At 66.7% G+C, this 16,289-nt stretch carries 12 protein-coding genes and 2 pseudogenes; 11 read left to right on the top strand and 3 right to left on the bottom strand.

Annotated elements, in window-relative coordinates; translation table 11 throughout:
* The first annotated feature begins 79 nt into the window (after positions 1 to 79).
* Complete coding sequence (locus J5X86_RS47855; RefSeq protein WP_208522887.1) at positions 80 to 1,009, top strand: GNAT family N-acetyltransferase; 930 nt, start codon at positions 80 to 82, stop codon at positions 1,007 to 1,009.
* 326 nt (positions 1,010 to 1,335) lie between these two features.
* Here the strand turns inward: J5X86_RS47855 and J5X86_RS47860 are convergent, their stop codons facing one another.
* Positions 1,336 to 2,382 (bottom strand): hypothetical protein, encoded by a 1,047-nt coding sequence (locus J5X86_RS47860; RefSeq protein WP_208522888.1) that lies wholly within the window; start codon positions 2,380 to 2,382, stop codon positions 1,336 to 1,338.
* Positions 2,383 to 2,539: 157 nt separating this feature from the next.
* Between J5X86_RS47860 and J5X86_RS51660 the strand changes: the two are divergent.
* From J5X86_RS51660 to J5X86_RS47870, 3 genes and pseudogenes are all read left to right on the top strand, one after another.
* A pseudogene (locus J5X86_RS51660) lies at positions 2,540 to 2,659 on the top strand (IS5/IS1182 family transposase); the annotation flags it as partial.
* A gap of 142 nt (positions 2,660 to 2,801) precedes the next feature.
* Positions 2,802 to 3,632 carry an IS5 family transposase gene (locus tag J5X86_RS47865; RefSeq protein WP_208522889.1) on the top strand — a complete coding sequence of 277 codons (831 nt, stop codon included), beginning with the start codon at positions 2,802 to 2,804 and terminating at the stop codon, positions 3,630 to 3,632.
* Positions 3,629 to 3,922 (top strand): hypothetical protein, encoded by a 294-nt coding sequence (locus tag J5X86_RS47870; protein WP_208522890.1) that lies wholly within the window; start codon positions 3,629 to 3,631, stop codon positions 3,920 to 3,922. Before J5X86_RS47865 ends, J5X86_RS47870 begins: the two co-directional genes overlap by 4 nt.
* A gap of 284 nt (positions 3,923 to 4,206) precedes the next feature.
* On the opposite strand, the gene J5X86_RS47875 is transcribed toward J5X86_RS47870, so the two are convergent.
* Positions 4,207 to 5,208, bottom strand: a complete 1,002-nt coding sequence (locus J5X86_RS47875; RefSeq protein WP_208522891.1) for a LacI family DNA-binding transcriptional regulator — start codon at positions 5,206 to 5,208, stop codon at positions 4,207 to 4,209.
* Between the two features lie 561 nt (positions 5,209 to 5,769).
* Between J5X86_RS47875 and J5X86_RS47880 the strand changes: the two genes are divergently transcribed.
* From J5X86_RS47880 to J5X86_RS47900, 5 genes are all read left to right on the top strand, one after another.
* Positions 5,770 to 6,936, top strand: coding sequence for an ABC transporter substrate-binding protein (locus tag J5X86_RS47880; protein ID WP_243983249.1), 1,167 nt, complete (start codon positions 5,770 to 5,772; stop codon positions 6,934 to 6,936).
* 7 nt (positions 6,937 to 6,943) lie between these two features.
* Positions 6,944 to 7,891, top strand: coding sequence for a carbohydrate ABC transporter permease (locus J5X86_RS47885; RefSeq protein ID WP_208522893.1), 948 nt, complete (start codon positions 6,944 to 6,946; stop codon positions 7,889 to 7,891).
* Entirely contained in the window at positions 7,888 to 8,745 is an 858-nt protein-coding gene (locus J5X86_RS47890) for a carbohydrate ABC transporter permease (protein WP_208522894.1), read from the top strand. Before J5X86_RS47885 ends, J5X86_RS47890 begins: the two co-directional genes overlap by 4 nt.
* A gap of 65 nt (positions 8,746 to 8,810) precedes the next feature.
* Positions 8,811 to 11,540, top strand: a complete 2,730-nt coding sequence (locus tag J5X86_RS47895; protein ID WP_208522895.1) for an alpha-mannosidase — start codon at positions 8,811 to 8,813, stop codon at positions 11,538 to 11,540.
* Positions 11,541 to 11,639: 99 nt separating this feature from the next.
* Positions 11,640 to 14,615, top strand: a complete 2,976-nt coding sequence (locus J5X86_RS47900; protein ID WP_208522896.1) for a glycoside hydrolase family 2 TIM barrel-domain containing protein — start codon at positions 11,640 to 11,642, stop codon at positions 14,613 to 14,615.
* Between the two features lie 234 nt (positions 14,616 to 14,849).
* Here J5X86_RS47900 and J5X86_RS47905 read toward each other — a convergent pair whose 3' ends face one another.
* Positions 14,850 to 15,257 carry a hypothetical protein gene (locus J5X86_RS47905; protein WP_208522897.1) on the bottom strand — a complete coding sequence of 136 codons (408 nt, stop codon included), beginning with the start codon at positions 15,255 to 15,257 and terminating at the stop codon, positions 14,850 to 14,852.
* Between the two features lie 86 nt (positions 15,258 to 15,343).
* Between J5X86_RS47905 and J5X86_RS53150 the strand changes: the two genes are divergently transcribed.
* Together J5X86_RS53150 and J5X86_RS47920 are read left to right on the top strand one after the other, a co-directional pair.
* Positions 15,344 to 15,817, top strand: coding sequence for a hypothetical protein (locus J5X86_RS53150; protein ID WP_374229496.1), 474 nt, complete (start codon positions 15,344 to 15,346; stop codon positions 15,815 to 15,817).
* 36 nt (positions 15,818 to 15,853) lie between these two features.
* A pseudogene (locus J5X86_RS47920) lies at positions 15,854 to 16,289 on the top strand (hypothetical protein); the annotation flags it as partial.

Here is a 16,289-nt window from a genome sequence, read left to right on the forward strand (position 1 = left end):
GGACACGACAGTGTGTCGGGCCGCGGAACCAGCCAGTGGACGAGCTCCCCCGAGCCGAGTACATCCGGGATCATGAAACATGCTCCCGGATGACTGGCAACTCACCGACGGCGGCGCCGACTTCCTCGCCCGAGCCGGAGACTTCCTGCGCTCCCGGCCCGCTCTGCACAACACGCCGTTGACGGACATCGAAAAACTGCGAACACGTGGGGTGGATTCACACGGTGCCGCAGCCACCGTCTTCGGCCTTCTAGAGTCACGAGGCGAGGTCTGCGCCATCTTTTACCGCACTCCGCGCGGATACCTGTGGGTCACCCCACTGCCTGCCGAGCAGGCCGGCACCCTCGCCGCTCACCTGGCCGGCCTCGGCCACTCCCCTTCCGGTGTCCTCGCGGACCACGACACCGCCACCGCTTTCGCGGATGCATGGCAGCGGCACACGGACGCAGCACCGGCGCCCTTCTGGCAGGCTCATCTTTACCGTCTCGGCACGCTCACCCCACCGCAGCCACGCCCAGAGGGCGGTGGTCGCGTCGCAGGTAAAAGGGACCACGAGCAAGTCGTCTGCTGGTGCCGTGAGTTTTGCGTCGATGTCGGGGAGCAGTCCTCCATCGACTTGATCGATTCCGGCTCTTGGGCCGACTCGCGCTTCGGCGACAGGCACTTCACGCTCTGGGAGACCCTGGACGGCATTCCCGTCTCCATGGCGGCCGCGACCTCGATCGTCGGCGGCATGATCCGGGTGGACCCCGTCTACACCCCAGCTCACCTCCGCGGCCGCGGCTACGCGGGCGCCGTGACGGTCGAGGTGAGCCGTGCCGCGCTGGCCGCGGGCGCGACGGACGTCGTCCTGTTCACCGACCCGGCCAACCCCACCAGCAACGCCCTCTACCAGCGCATCGGATACGTCCACATCGCCGACTTCACCGGATACAAGTTCTCCTACAGCGCACCAGAGGCCAGTGAGGAACATGACCGACACAAAACGCGCCTGCCATCAGGAAGTTGATTCGCCGACTCTGTCCTATCGGTCGTAGCAGGGAGGAAGAACACCCTCTCAGAGGGCGTTATGAGGCGTAATATCCGTTCTGAGGTCGCCTGATCGTGTGGGCTGCGGAATCCGGGCAGGTCGGTCGGCTTGGCCGTGTTGGGGTGGCGGGGTGAGTGAGCGCAAGCCCTACAAGAGCGACTCATTCGACGAGCAGTGGGTGTCGATCGAGCCTGTGCTCTCCGCACAGAAGGCCCGGCACCCCTCGGCCACGGTCCACGGGCCACGAGGGCAAGTACGCGATGCGGGAACCACTGCCCGATACCGAGAGATCGCAACCATGGCGATCATGAAAGCTGGGGAACCACGGATCTCACGGGTTGGCCGTCCAACGCCTGTTTCGCACGCTCGCTCATCATGTAGGCGAAGGCTGTCAGATTACCTTCTTGATTCTTCCAATCAGAATTCATCTGTATCGTTATCAGAACCGTCTCTATCCGAATAAACGCTACAACGACCGGCGAGCCACCCTCTTCCTTCGAGATAACCTTCCGATCTTCCTTTGCAATATACGAGTCGGAGAAGTATGCTCCCGGCTTCACCTGGATCACTTCGCCCGACTTCGAAGCCTTCGCATAGTTGGCCTCTGCTGAAGCTGAACTCGTATAGGCGTCCACAAAGAAGTTCGCATCCTGAGATCCGGGCAGATTCCAAAAAACATCTCCGGCGTTACGCCGATCGGCCTCAGACACACAGTCAAAGCACGCTAGGTAGCCGTTCAAGTGCGGACCACCCGAAACCTCCCAGCCCGGAGGCAAGACATCACGGTCCGGGAGGATCTTCGAGACAAGATCCTCAGGAGTCACAACATGCTTCGTCTGGGCCCTCGTGGGTTTCGGTGCCGACTCAGTATTTCCCGGAGAACGCCCCGTGATGAGGTGGACACCGCCATAGAGAGCGAGCGCCAACACCGCTAGCAGCACGACGGCCACTACGGTCAGCGAGTTCCTGTTGTTACGCGTGTTCGAGATCGAAAGTGGTCCTAGAGAGATCTGACTGTTGCGAACCTTGCCGCTTCCGATCACGACACTGTTGGTGTACGCCGACGGAGTGGCGGAGGGATTCGAAAGCAGTTGAGTCAGCGCTCTTTCGAACTCGAGGTCAGCCGCGAGCACCTCTCCGATTACACCCCGCAGTTCTTGTGTCACCGCTAAATCCGTTGGATCGGCATCAAATCCCGCCAGGGCTGCTCGGCCCTCTTCCGAGCTCAGTCGCCGACGGATAAGGTCACTGAGCGCTTGACCCGTGCCACCACCCACCGCCGTGGCCGCACCACTCGCCATCGCCGTCAGGATCTGTACTGCCGCTAACGCCACACCGTCTGCCGCTTCCATGAGACGCCCCCCTTCGTCTAGTGCTCGTTGAATGCAATCATGGCAACTCCCGCTGACTCCAGGGTGCGAATGGGAATATGCGCCTTGATCGGAATCGAGCCGGGCCCATTCCGGCCACCGGGTCGTCAGCAGGCTGTACCGCCGCAGCAGCACAGCCGCCCAGCTCAACGGCCTGCTCAGGGAGTTCTGGCGACAGGAGGAAGGGCGGGACGCGGAGGCGTCGGCCTGCGTGATCGACGCACAGAGCGCCAAAACCTCCACCAGCGCTCCCGCCTCCAGCTAACCTCGATTCGTCAGTGGTGATCGCTGCTGCATGAGAGGGCGTTATGAACGCTTGATTTCCGTTCTGCGGTCGCCTGATCGTGTGGGTCTGTGGGGTCCGGGCCGGTCGGCCGGTTTGGCCGTGCTGGGGTGGTGAGGTGAGTGAGCGCAAGCCGTACCCGAGCGACTTATCCGACGAGCGGTGGGCGTTGATCGAGCCCGTGCTCTCCGCGTGGAAGGCCGGGCGTCCCTCGGCCACGGGCCATGAGGGGAAGCACGAAATGCGGGAGATCGTCAACGCGATCCTGTACCAGTCCCGGACGGGCTGTCAGTCGGCCTATCTCCCCAACGACCTGCCGCCGAGCGGCGCGGTGTACTACTACTTCGCCCTGTGGCGGGACGACGGCACCGACAAGACTGTCCATGACCTGCTGCGATGGCAGGTACGGGAGAAGAAGAAGCGATTAGCCGACCCGAGCCTGGTGGTCCTCGACACGCAGAGCGTGCACGTCGCGGCCGGAGTGCCCGCCGCGACGACCGGAAAGCACGCGGCGAAACGGGTGCCGGGCCGGAAACGAGGCATCGCCGTAGACGTGTTGGGCCTGGTCATCGCGGTCGTGGTCACGGCGGCCTCAGTCCACGAGAACGCCGCGGGGACCGCCCTGTTGGACCGCGTGGCCGCCCAGAGTGACACGGTGAAGAAAGTCCTGGTCGCCCAGGGCTACAAGAGGACCGTCGTCGATCACGGTGCCACGCTCGGCATGGACGTGGAGATCGTCGAGCGCAACCCGGCCGATGTCGGCTTCGTGCCCCAGCCAAAGAGGTGGGTAGTCGAGCAGACCTTCGGCACCCTCGTCATGCACCGGCGCCTGGTCCGCGACTACGAACACCGGCCCGCCGCCTCGGAGTCACGCGTGTACTGGGCGATGAGCGACGTAATAGTGCGCCGGCTGACCGACACCACCACCCCCACCTGGCGCGACGCATGACCGACAACCTGCGGATCACCCGCAAGACCCTCCTGGGCATCGCCCACCACCTCGCCATCGCCGAAGCGGCCCCGCCGCCCGCCACGCCGGACCATCCTGCCTACCAGCAGATCCTGGCCGTCTTCGCCAACACCAGACGCCCGATGCGGGCCCGCGACCTGTGCGAAGCCCTCGACCTGCCCATCCTGCCGAAGAACACCGAGGGCATCCGCTCCAAACTCAAGCGCATGGTCAGCCGCGGAATCCTTACCGAGCCCGAACCCGGCCTGTTCACCCAGCCCCATCCGTAGCACCAGCAACGAACCCTCGACCAGCGGACCTCACCCAACCCCAAGAATGAAACGGGCATCAAGACTCATAACGCCCTCTCAGAGTCGGGACGTGGCAAACAGGTGCTCAATCGAAGTAGAGCACCGATTCTGAAAATCTGCTGCCTACGACATAGAACCCGACGCGATCATTGTCGCCGCCCGTCCTGGGGACCGCGCTCCCTGATTCGAATACGGCGCTACAACAGAACCGACGGCCTGGAGGAACAGAGGCAGTACGCCACCCACCGGTGGTGCGGCACCTGCTATGCGGATTCACGCAGCTGGAGTTCTGCCCTGACCACCAGTTCATCCCGGCTGAGCGGACTGCTTGTGGCCAGCAGCCGGGCGGTCTGTTCCACGGCGAGCGCGCCGAGTCCCCGCGTGTCCAGAGCAACGGTGGACAGCGGCGGCTCGACGAGCGCTCCGAGCCGGAGGCCGTCGAAGCCGATCACAGCGAGGTCGCGAGGAACCCGCCGTCCTAGTCGACGCGCGGCGCGCAGTGCTCCGATGGCGATGATGTCGTTGAAAGTGAACACGGCGGTGATATCGGGGTGATGGGCGAGAAGTTCCTTCAGTGCACTCTCCCCGCCCTCAACGCTCTGATCTGCCCGACTGACCGATCCGGCATCCAGTCCGCAGGCGGACATCGCGCTGACGAACCAGTCGTGGCGGATGCTCGGCTCGGACCGGCCCGCATGATCGAGCATTCCGATGTGTTGATGGCCCGAGTCGACCAGATGCCGGATCGCGGCGTGAACGCCCCCCTCACCGTCGATCCGGATCGAACTGAACCGCTCGGTGCGGTGCTCCCGGTCGATGAGCACCACGGGGAGCCCTCGCATCAGCTTGTCGATCTCGCCCTCCGGCTGGCTCAGGTACCCCACTACGGCGTCCACTTGGGAGGCGATCACCTCGAGCGTGCCCCGCTCCTCCTGAATGCGGTCACCGGTGTCGTACACGACAACATGCCAGCCACGCGCCCGTGCCGCGTCCAGCGAAGCGGCGGCCACCTCGGTGAAGAATGGATTGAGGAGATCGGGGATCACGAGCCCGACGCTGATCGCGTCCTGCCGGACGAGCCCCCTGGCGAACCGGCTCGGCCGGTATCCGAGCTCGAGGGCGGCGTCAAGAACGCGCTGCTTGGTGGAAACACCGATCTCGCCCTTGTCGTTGAGCGCCCGTGACACGGTTTGCCGGGACACACCGGCGATCCGCGCCACGTCATCGATCGTCACCCTACGAGAGCCTGTTTCCGACGACGCCATCACTTACCTCCGCGTAGTGGTCGACGCGGCCACGTCGCAGGCGCACCGAGTATGCCCGGGCTGAAGCCGCGGTGCGACCCTTCGGGTGGGCGCTTGACGATCTCGGCCGTGAACCAGGCGGCCGGCACATGCGCCACCTCTCGTCCTGGGGTTTCGAGTTGTTGCATCGACTTGCCTCCGCAGCCAGGGCCCGGTGTGTGATTCAGGAGCCTTGACACTCGGCTGTACCGAAGCGCACACTCCCAATCACTTCAGAACACCACCACCGTGAGCGCTCCCGTGAGCGCTCACGTTACCGCTCACGGTCCCATGTTCCAACCAGATGGCATTCCGCCTGAGGTGTCAACGTCGACCCCGCCTAGCACCCGCAGCTAGTCGTTCTCTGGAACGGAAAATATGAGCACCACAGTCACGCGCACCGGCCTCGCGGCCGCCGCCGCCCTCAGTCTCGCGCTACTCGCCGGGTGTTCGTCACCCGCTGACTCGGATACGGCATCCGCAGGCTCCTGTACGCCTGCGAAGGGGAAGGTAACCCTTCAGTACTGGAACACCGTTCCGGGCATGGACAAGGTCGTCGCCCTGTGGAACAAGAACAACCCGGACATCCAGGTTCAGACGAAGAACATCTCCAACGACCAGTACGGCACCCTTGGCAACGCTCTCAAGGCGGGGAAGGCTCCGGACCTGGCACAGGTCGGCTACGACCAGCTTCCCAGCCTGCGTACGCAGAACGCCTTCGTGGACGCCTCCGCCTGCTCGACAGCCGCCGCGGCCAAGTCGCAGTTCGTTCCGTGGACGTGGTCGCAGACCAGCTTCGGCGGCACCGGCGTGTTCGCCTTCCCGCAGGACACCGGCCCGATGGCGCTCTATGTACGCAGCGACATCTTCAAGAAGTACGACCTCCCGATCCCCAAGACCTGGGACGAGTACGCGGCAGCCGCACAGAAGCTGCACAAGGCGAACCCGAACGTCAGCATCACGTTCTTCGACCCGAACAATGCCGAGTGGTTCAACGGTCTGCTCTGGCAGAACAGCGCCGAGATGTACAGCTACTCCGGCGACAAGTGGCACGTCACCGTCGAGTCGGACCAGAGCAAGCAGGTCGCGGAGTACTGGCAGAAGCTGATATCCGACAAGCTCGTGCGCACCGATCTGGCCCACGGGTCGACGCAGATGTACGCCGCGTACCAGAAGGACCAGGTCGCCAGCTACGTCGGCGCTTCCTGGGGCTACAGCATGTTCCGCGACAACCTGCCCCAGCAGGCCGGCAAATGGACGATCGTCCCCATGCCGACGTGGGGCGCGAACGGCGCGTCCGGTGACTGGGGCGGATCGACGGTGGCCTTCATGAAGGGCAACAGCCATCTGTACGAGTCAGTCAAGTTCAACACCTGGCTCAACACCGACCCTAAGGCCCTCGCGCTGGAGAACAAGCTGGGCGGCCTCTATCCGGCGGCCAACGCCGGGCTGCGCCTTCCTGCGCTGTCGCAAGGTGTCGCCTACTACAACAACGAGAAGATCTTCGACGTCTTCGCGGACTCGTCCAAGAAGATCAACACCAGTTTCGCCTGGGGTCCCACCCAGAAGACCGTGAACCTGGCGCTACAGGACGCGATGGCCAAGGCGGCGGCTGGAGACGGCACGCTCACCGACGCCCTCTCCACCTCCCAGGCCGCCGCGCTGAAGTCGATGAAGGACCAGGCGATCCCGGCCACGGCGGGCAAGTGACTGCAACATGACCGACATCTCAACCCGCGTGCCCCACGTGACGTCGTCGCCCGGGGGCCGCCGCCGACGCAACGGCGGCCGCCCCCGGGTGGGCACCGTCGCCGCGTTCCTGACCCCCTTCTTCCTCCCCTTCCTGCTGTTCTACGTGGCACCCGTCGGCTACGCGCTCTGGCAGAGCTTGCGCGTGGTGCGCCGCACCGGCGGCCAGTACGGGACCTCGTACACGGCCTTCGGCGGATTCGAGCAGTATGCGCAGGTGTTCCAGAACACCGAGTTCTGGGCCAGCATCGGCCGCATCGGACTGTTCGGCATCGTGCAGGTGCCCGTGATGCTGTTCATCGCGCTGATCATGGCCTTGCTGCTCGACACCCCCCTGCTGCGGCTCAAGGCGTTCTTCCGCATCACCGCGTTCATGCCGTACGCCGTGCCCGGTGTCATCGCTGCCATCATGTGGTCGTACCTGTACTCCCCGCAGCTCAGCCCGGTCGTCGACCTGCTCGAGGGCATCGGCTGGCAGCCCGACTTCCTCGGCCCGGAGGCCGTGCTGTGGTCAGCGGCGAACGTCTCCACCTGGCTGTGGACCGGCTACAACATGCTGATCATGTACGCGGCGCTGCAAGCGATCCCGCAGGAGCTCTACGAGGCCGCGAAGCTCGACGGTGCGGGCCAGTGGACGATCGCCTGGCGTATCAAGGTTCCCATCATCGCCCCGGCGATCGTCCTGACCACGGTGTTCTCGATCATCGGCACCCTTCAGCTCTACGCCGAACCGGCCGTGCTGCGGCAGATCTCCTCGAACATCTCGAGCACGTTCACCCCGAACATGCTCGCCTACGCGGTGGCCTCCGGGAACAACTACCAGCAGGCCGCGGCGATCTCCGTGGTCATCGCCGTCATCACTTTCGTCTTGAGCTTCGGGTTCATGCGACTGACCTCGAAGAAGGCCGGGCTGTGACCGACCCATCCGTGTCCCGTGAAAGCCGCGTCAGCCGGACGGCCGTGACGGCCCTGATGTGCCTGCTGGCCGTCTACTTCATGCTGCCGGTCTACTTCCTCATCGTCGCGGCGACGAAGCCGCAGGGCGACCTCGCCTCCACCAACGGGCTGGCCTTCTCCAACTTCAACCTGATCGACAACGTCCGCATCCTGTTCACCCGCAGCGACGGCATCTTCGGCCGCTGGGCCGTCAACACCGTCATCTACGCGGTGCTGGGTGCGGCCGTTGGAACGCTGATCTCCGCGCTGTGCGGCTACGCACTGGCCAAGTTCCCCTTCCGCGGCCGCGAGTTGCTGTTCTCCGTCGTCCTCGGCGGCGTCCTCGTGCCTACCACCGCACTCGCCCTGCCGTTGTTCCTGCTGTTCTCGGCGACCGGCATCGTCAACACCTACCTCGCGGTGTTCCTGCCGAGCATCGTCAGCCCGTTCGGTGTCTATCTCGCGCGCATCTTCGCGAACGCCGCCGTCCCGCAGGAGCTGATCGAGTCGGCGCGCCTGGACGGTGCGAGCGAGTTCCGGACGTTCTTCTCGGTGGCATTCAGACTGATGACACCGGCCTTGGTCACCATCTTCCTGTTCCAGTTCGTGGCAACCTGGAACAACTTCTTCCTGCCGATGGTGATGCTGCAGAAGGAGTCGCTGTTCCCGATCACGCTCGGCCTGTACCAGTGGAACGGCCAGACCGCCCGGGCCCCGCTGCTACAGCAGTCGGTGATCACTGGATCGCTGGTATCGATCGTGCCCGTGATCATCGTGTTCATCCTTCTCCAGCGCTTCTGGCGCACCGGGCTCGCCGCCGGCTCCCTCAAATGACCGCCCGCCCCGCTCCACGCTCCCCCACGCCCGCCAGCACAGAAGGTCAGAAGGTCCCTCTCGCCATGCGCAACTCCGCCGTCTTCGTGCCTCATTTCCACTGGGACCGGGAATGGTATGAGCCGTTCCAGGTCTTCCGGCACCGGCTGGTCGCCGCCCTCGACACTGTGCTGGAAACAGCCGAAGCCGACCCGGACTTCCGGTTCACCGTTGACGGGCAGATGGCCGCGATCGAGGACTACCTGGAGATGCGGCCGGAAAACCGTGAGCGCATCATCGCTCTGGTCAGCGAAGGCCGGCTCGCGATCGGCCCGTGGCTCATCCTCCTCGACGAGTTCCTCTGCTCCGGCGAAACCATCGTACGCAACCTACAGATGGGCTGGGCAGCTGCGGAAAAGCTGGGCGGCGCGATGTCCATCGGCTATCTCCCGGACATGTTCGGCCACATCGCGCAGATGCCGCAGATCCTGGCGCGTGCCGGGATCGAACATGCGGCGCTGTGGCGCGGTGTCCCCGGTTCCGTCGCGGGTCACGCCTTTCGCTGGCGCGCGCCCGACGGCTCCGAAGTGCGCACCGAGTTCCTCTTCGACGGCTACGACAACGGTCTCGACGTCCTGCTGGTGCCCGACAGGATTCGCCGCGCGCTGGGCGAGTACGCCCAGATGACCGCCGAACGTTGGGGCGGAGATCCGGTGCTGGCCATGGCCGGAACCGACCACAACGCGCCCGACCCGCAACTGGCAGCCTGGCTGCGGCACGCATCCAGCTCGGAGCGTGCCATCACCGTCGCGACGCTCGATGAGTACATCCGCAAGCACGTGCGTGACGAGGTGTCCGCGGTCGTCACCGGTGAGTTGCGCAGCCATGTGCGCGGCAACATCCTTCCGGGTGTGTTGTCGGTGCGGCTCGGGCTCAAGCAGCGGATGGCCGTGGCCGAGCGCACCATCGACCACGCCGAGCGGATGAACGCACTGTGGTCGCGGCGCGACGACTCGCCGTTCCTCTCTCTCGCGTGGCACAAGATCATCGAGTCGACGGCGCATGATTCGGTGGTCGGATCCGGCACCGACGAGACCTGCGACCAGGTCGCGGCACGGCTCGCCGAAGCCGCGCAGGCGGCTCGTGCCGTCCGGGACGCGGCCCTCGCCGAGCCCGCCGCCCGGGTGCCGGGCGACGGCTTCCTGGTGGCCAATCCCCTGCCCTGGGAGCGAACGGCTCTGGTCGAGGTGGATGTCATGGTCCCGCCGGAAGATTCCACGCTGGTCTCGACCACGGCCGGCGGATCGGCGCATCCCGTACAGCTGATCTCCCAGGCCCCAACCGTCCTCAGCGACGAACGTCTGGATGCGTCGCAGCTCGAACGAGTGCTGCGCCGCATTCACCGCCGCGAGCTGTTCGGCCGTCTGATCGACCACTACGAAATCGCCCCCGGCTCACTCGTCTTCCACCTCGCCGAGGCGCCCGCCGGGCCGTTCGACCTGCTGATCCTGCGCCGCGAGGTCGCCGCCGCCGCGGCCGCGCATCCGGGTGAGTGGCGGGTGCGGACGCTGACGGAAGCCCGGGCCACCGCGCTGGTGCCCGTCCACGTCCCCGCCGGCGGGCTGGCCAGTTTCCGGGTCACGGCCGGCGGCCGGTCCGCCGTCCCAGCCACACCCCTGGCTCCTGCGACGGCCAGGGCCGACACTCTGGCCAACGGGCTCGTCAAGGTCGCGGTCGCCGACGACGGCACCCTGGATGTGACCGGTGCGGACGGCACTGTCCTGGCTGGGGTCGGCCGCCTCGTCGACGGTGGTGACCGTGGCGACAGCTACAACTACGCTCCCCCGGCCCGAGATGTGCTCGTGTCGGAGCCGACGAAGATCACCGTCCAACTCCTGGAGAGCGGACCGCTGCGTTCCAGGATGCTGGTCACCCGCGTCTACGACTGGCCCGCCGCGCTCTCCCGCGACCGGGATCTGCGCAGCGGCCACACCGTCCAAACGCCGGTGGACATGCTGGTGGAGGTACGCGCGGGCGAGCCGTTCGTCCGCCTGTCCACCTCGTTCCTGAACCAGAGCGCCGACCACCGGCTGCGCCTGCACGTTCCTCTGCCCCAGCCGGTGGACACGTCCGCGTCTGCTGGGCAGTTCGCCGTCACCCGGCGTGGGCTCACCGCCGAGGGCGGCTGGGGCGAGTTCCCGCTCCCGACGTTTCCGGCGAGTTCCTTCGTGTCGGCTGGCCCCGCCATCGTCCTGCTCGACCACGCCGGCGAATACGAACTCGTCGACGGCGGCCGCGCACTCGCCATCACCCTGCTGCGCGCCATCGGTTCGATCAGCGTCAACATCCATCCCCTCCGTGACGAGCCCGCGGCAAGCGAAATTGCCGCACCGGGCGCGCAGGATCTCGGCATGCGCATCGAGAACCGTTTCGCCATCGTGCCCTCAGCAGCCGGCTGGCAGGGGGCTGACGCGGTCGCTCTGGCCGAGGAGTTCCGCAACGACGCACTCGTCGCCCGCGGGACCGCGCCCAGCACAGGCCCGCTTCCGCCCGCCACCAGCGGCATACGGGTCGATGGCCGCAACGTGCACGTCTCAAGCATCCGCCGCGTCACCGACAGCGCGCGCAGTACCGGAACCGAGGTGCGATTGGCCGCGATGAGCGACACCGCGTCGACCGTCGGCATGACCGGTGCGTTCACCGAGGTCACCACAGTGGACCTGCTGGGCCGGCCGGTCTCTCAGCCGGTGCCTGTGCGCGGCGGGTTCGAGCTCGTCCTCGGGCCGTGGGAAATCCGAACCGTCGTGCTCAGGTGACCAACGACATCCGCAGGCAGGAATCGAGCTGACAGTGATGAGGCCGAGGGCTGCCAGTCCGCGCCTGATTCCCCCCGCTCTCACGAAAGTTGTGACCTCTTGACTTCCGAGCCTTCCGCGTTTGTTTCGGACACCACACCTGGTCGTGGCGCGCTGCGCCCGGCACGCTCGTGGCTGCACTCCGACGCCCCTTCCCTCTCGCTGAACGGGCCCTGGCGTTTTCGTCTGTCACCTACGGCATCGGCGGCGCAGGACTTCGCGGCCGAAGGCTTCGATGACCACAGTTGGGACAGCATCCCGGTGCCCTCGCACTGGGTGCTCCAGGGTGGCGGAGCCTACGGCCGGCCGATCTACACGAACATCCAGTTCCCGTTTCCGATCGACCCTCCCCATGTTCCGGATGAGAACCCCACCGGCGACTACCGCCGCCACTTCCATCTGCCTTCGGGCTGGTCGGAGGGAGACCGTGTCGTGCTGCGGTTCGACGGGGTCGAATCGCTGTTCAAGGTGTGGGTGAACGGTGTAGAGATCGGCAGCGCCAGCGGCAGCCGGCTTGCCCACGAGTTCGACGTGACCTGCGCAGTCCACCCAGGCGACAACGTCGTGGCGGTGCGTGTGCACCAGTGGTCGGCGGCCAGTTACGTCGAGGACCAGGACCAGTGGTGGCTGCCGGGCATTTTCCGTGACGTCACCCTCCTGGTCCGGCCGGTCGGGGGCATCGAGGACGTCTGGCTGCGGACCGGTTTTGACAACGGGCGGGGGCGTCTGGACCCGAAAGTCATCGCCGGACCGGCGGCATTCCCCCTCACCCTGCGCATCCCTGAACTCGGCATCGAGCAGGTGTGGAGCACGGCAGCCGACGTGAAACTCCTCGACATCGCGGGCGTGGAGCCGTGGTCGGCCGAGCAGCCCCGCCTGTATGACGCCACGGTGTCTTCGGCCGCGGAGCGCATCGCACTGCGGGTCGGCTTCCGCACGGTCGAGATCCGCGGGGATCAGTTCCTGGTCAACGGCCACCGCGTCGTGTTCCACGGGGTGAATCGCCATGAGGCTCATCCCGAGCGCGGCCGTGTCTTCGACGAGGAACACGCCCGCGAAGACCTGGCCCGCATGAAGCGGTTCAACGTGAACGCCATACGCACCAGCCACTACCCACCGCATCCGCAGCTGCTCGACCTCGCCGACGAACTCGGATTCTGGGTCATCCTCGAATGCGATCTGGAGACGCATGGCTTCGACAAAGTCGGCTGGGCCGGCAATCCGAGCGACGACCCCGCATGGCGCGAAGCCTATCTGGACCGCATCCAACGCACCGTCGAACGCGACAAGAACCATCCCAGCATCGTGATCTGGTCGCTCGGCAACGAGGCAGGGACGGGCAGCAATCTCGCAGCGATGTCGGCGTGGGTCCACGCCCGCGACGCCGAACGCCCCGTGCACTACGAGGGTGACCACACCGGCGACTACACCGACATCTACTCGCGCATGTACGCATCGGTGGCGGAGACCGAGGAGATCGGCACCCCCGGCGCCCGCTCGGCACTGCTCAACTGCACTCCGGCCCAGAGCGCCCGCCAGCGCACCAAGCCATTCTTGCTGTGCGAGTACGCACACGCCATGGGCAACGGGCCGGGAGCCTTCGACCAGTACGAAGCACTCGTGCACACGTATCCGCGGCTGCACGGCGGCTTCGTATGGGAGTGGCGCGATCACGGCATCCTGGCCACCACCCCGGATGGAACGCCGTACTACGCTTACGGCGGTGACTTCGCGGAGGCCGTGCACGACGGGAATTTCGTCATGGACGGCATGCTATTGAGCAACGACGTCCCCACGCCCAGCCTCCACGAGTACAAGGCAGTCGTCCAGCCGGTCCGCTTCACCTTCGACGCGGACAAAGTCGCGATCTCAAATCTGCGGCACTCGGCCGACACGTCCGACCTGCGTTTCCGTTGGCGCGTGGAACACGACGGTACCCCGGTGGCTTGCGGTGAGCTGGAGGTCCCCGTCGTCACTGCGGGCGGGTCAGGATGGGTCCAGCTGCCGCACATCGAAGTGTCGCCCGACGCCGAGACATGGCTCACGATCGACGCAGTGCTGGCAGCCGCAACCGCTTGGGCGCCCGAAGGGCACGTGATCGCGACTGCCCAACTGGATTGCTCGGTACGCCGTCCTGCCCCCGCTGTCCGGACGCGGAAAGACTGGCATCCGGGCGACGGAACGCTGACGCTCGGCATCGCCGAGTTCATCAGCGGATCCCTGGCCAGGCTCGCCGGCCGCGCGGTGACGGGCCCGCGGCTGGAGCTGTTCCGCGCGCCGACCGACAACGACGAAAGCCCCTCTGATGGAGTCGAGGGGAGCGACGCCAGCACTCCCGGGGTGGCCAATGCCGAACTGTGGCGGCGCGAGGGGCTCCACCGGCTGACCAGCCGTCGCCTGTCGGTGTCGCACGCCGCGGACGCCCTGCGCACCGTCGACAAGGTCTCCGCGGCGAACTCCGCCACGTCGGTGACGGTCGAGTCCGTCTGGTCCCTGGAAGACGATGAACTGGAACTGCGCGTGGAGATCGAGCCGTCCAGTAACTGGCGGGCCGTGTGGCCTCGGATCGGGATTTGCTTCGACCTACCCGACGGCGACGCCGCCATCGACGGCGCCGAGTGGTTCGGTCTGGGCCCGCTCGAGTCCTACCCCGACAGTCTGCGCGCGGCACGCACGTCCCGGTTCTCCTCCACCATCCAAGACCTCACGGTCGACTACGCGCGTCCCCAGGAGAGCGGGCACCGCTCCCAACTGCGCCGACTGACGCTGGCAAGCGGCGAAACCAAGGTGCTGCACCTGGAGGCACTCCCGGACCTGCACGGACGCCGCCCCGGCTACACCCTGAGCCGCCACACGCCCCAACAGATCGCGCAAGCCCGTCATGCTTTCGAGCTTCCCGAAACGACGACGAGTCACCTGATCATCGACGCGGCCCAGCACGGACTCGGCTCACGGGCCTGTGGACCGGACGTGCAACCCGAGTTCACGCTTCGCCCGCAAGCGCGCACGATCAGGATCCGCATCACAGCAGGCTAGGAGCAGCTCGTCGCTGAGCGGGCGGCATCGGACTCAGGCCGCACGAGGGGGAGGTGGATACGGCCGTTCGTCCCCCGCCTCTCACAGCCGCCACCAACAGCGCGGACTTGCCGAGGCCAGGCGCTCACCACGAGGATGCCCGCGATCAGAACGGGCCGGTGGCTGATCACACGGCGCGGTGTTCCAGGCACAGGGTGAGGTCGCGGCACAGCAACTGTTCGATGTCGGCCGCGCTCAGCCCGAGCTGACGGGCGACGAACGTGCCTTTGTCATGCGGTGTGCCGGAGCTGGTCGCGGCCGGGGTTCGTGGGCGACCGTGCGCTCCCGGATACCGCCCTGGATCTTGGCGGCCATCTTGGCGGCAGCCCCGTTCACCCGGCGGGTCTCCTCCGCCGTGGCGACGTCGGTCGCCTGCTCCTGGCCCGAGGCCTTGCGGACCGCGCGCCCAACTCCGGCCTCGCCCCGGTCCCGCCGCGGACGTGACGGTGGCCCAGCGGGCGCGGTGACGGTGTGCGGCAGGGAGTGGGAACCCAGGCGCCGCGAGCGGCGCACCGCGTGCACCCGGGCGGTCAGGACGCCGGCGGCAAGGCGGGCCCGCTCGCAGCGGGAGGCTGACCCGGCCCGGGCCAGCGGACGGGCCACGGCCTGGTCCTCGATCTCGCCCGGATACAGGGCGCAGATGTCGACAGCTCACCGCCCAGGTCCACATCGGCCTCGCCGAGGGCGACATGTCGCCCGAGGCCATCAGCGAGCTCAATCAGGCCCCGGATGCCGCGGGTGTCGGCTACACCGAGATCTGCCCCGGCATCGTCCACGGCTTCACCATGTCCGACACCGGCGCGCCTTCAACCCCGCTGCTGCCCGGGGCGCCGGCCGAGCGCTGGGAGCCCGAACCCGAACCGAACGCCTGGGACCGCGTCTTCCGGTTCCGCGCCGCCGCCTCGCCGAACGCCTTCCGGCTGGCGTCCCGGCTGGCCGCCGCGCCGTTGAACATTCACGTGATGGAGTTCGTACAGGGGATCCACCAGCCGGAGGGCAGCCCGGGCGATCTGGCCGAGGTCCTGCTGGGCGGGCTCCTGCGCAAGGTGGGGACCGCCGACCCGCTGGACGAGACGGGCATCGGCTACGAGTTCCACGACGGGGTACGGGAAGTGCTGCTGTCCGCCGGATCAGGATCTGCGCACGCTGTGAGCTGGGCCTGACGCCACAGCTGCGGTCGCTGCGGCAGCAGGTGGGGCATGCCGCCCCGGCCAGGCCGGTGCCTGCCGCAGGAGGAGGCCGGGTGCTACGAGCTCTCGTCCTGGCACCAGTACGACCCGACCGGCTGGCATCCCGCCCGCGGCCCGGTCACCCAGGTCACCTCGCAGACCGCGGAACGGGCAGTCCAGACGCTGGTGTACGAGGCCGCCGAGGAGTGGGACGACGCCGGGGCGATCCACATCGAGTTCATGCTCGACACGGATGACCTGAATCTGCCGGTCCACCGCTGGCGTCTCGAGCTCGACAGCGAGTTGCCCACCCCGCTCTACATGGACCATTCGGTGGTCGTACGGAGCCTGGAGCGAAGCCGGACCAGGCGCTGGCACCGCGAGTGGAAGCAGCGCTGGAACGTCTTCGACCAGCAGCCCGAGCGCGCCAAGCAGCTCGTCGTGGACGGCGAGGACCCGGACAGCC

It is taken from the genome of Streptomyces sp. NEAU-YJ-81, from assembly GCF_017592595.1.
GTDB lineage: Bacteria > Actinomycetota > Actinomycetes > Streptomycetales > Streptomycetaceae > Streptomyces > Streptomyces hygroscopicus_B.

Excerpts from the sequence above, each read along its gene's own strand:
- J5X86_RS47855 (WP_208522887.1), top strand. The coding sequence starts at position 80 with ATGCTCCCGGATGACTGGCAACTCACCGACGGCGGCGCCGACTTCCTC.
- J5X86_RS47860 (WP_208522888.1), bottom strand. The coding sequence starts at position 2,382 with ATGGAAGCGGCAGACGGTGTGGCGTTAGCGGCAGTACAGATCCTGACG.
- J5X86_RS47870 (WP_208522890.1), top strand. The coding sequence starts at position 3,629 with ATGACCGACAACCTGCGGATCACCCGCAAGACCCTCCTGGGCATCGCC.
- J5X86_RS47875 (WP_208522891.1), bottom strand. The coding sequence starts at position 5,208 with ATGGCGTCGTCGGAAACAGGCTCTCGTAGGGTGACGATCGATGACGTG.
- J5X86_RS47880 (WP_243983249.1), top strand. The coding sequence starts at position 5,770 with ATGGACAAGGTCGTCGCCCTGTGGAACAAGAACAACCCGGACATCCAG.
- J5X86_RS47885 (WP_208522893.1), top strand. The coding sequence starts at position 6,944 with ATGACCGACATCTCAACCCGCGTGCCCCACGTGACGTCGTCGCCCGGG.
- J5X86_RS47895 (WP_208522895.1), top strand. The coding sequence starts at position 8,811 with ATGCGCAACTCCGCCGTCTTCGTGCCTCATTTCCACTGGGACCGGGAA.
- J5X86_RS53150 (WP_374229496.1), top strand. The coding sequence starts at position 15,344 with ATGTCGCCCGAGGCCATCAGCGAGCTCAATCAGGCCCCGGATGCCGCG.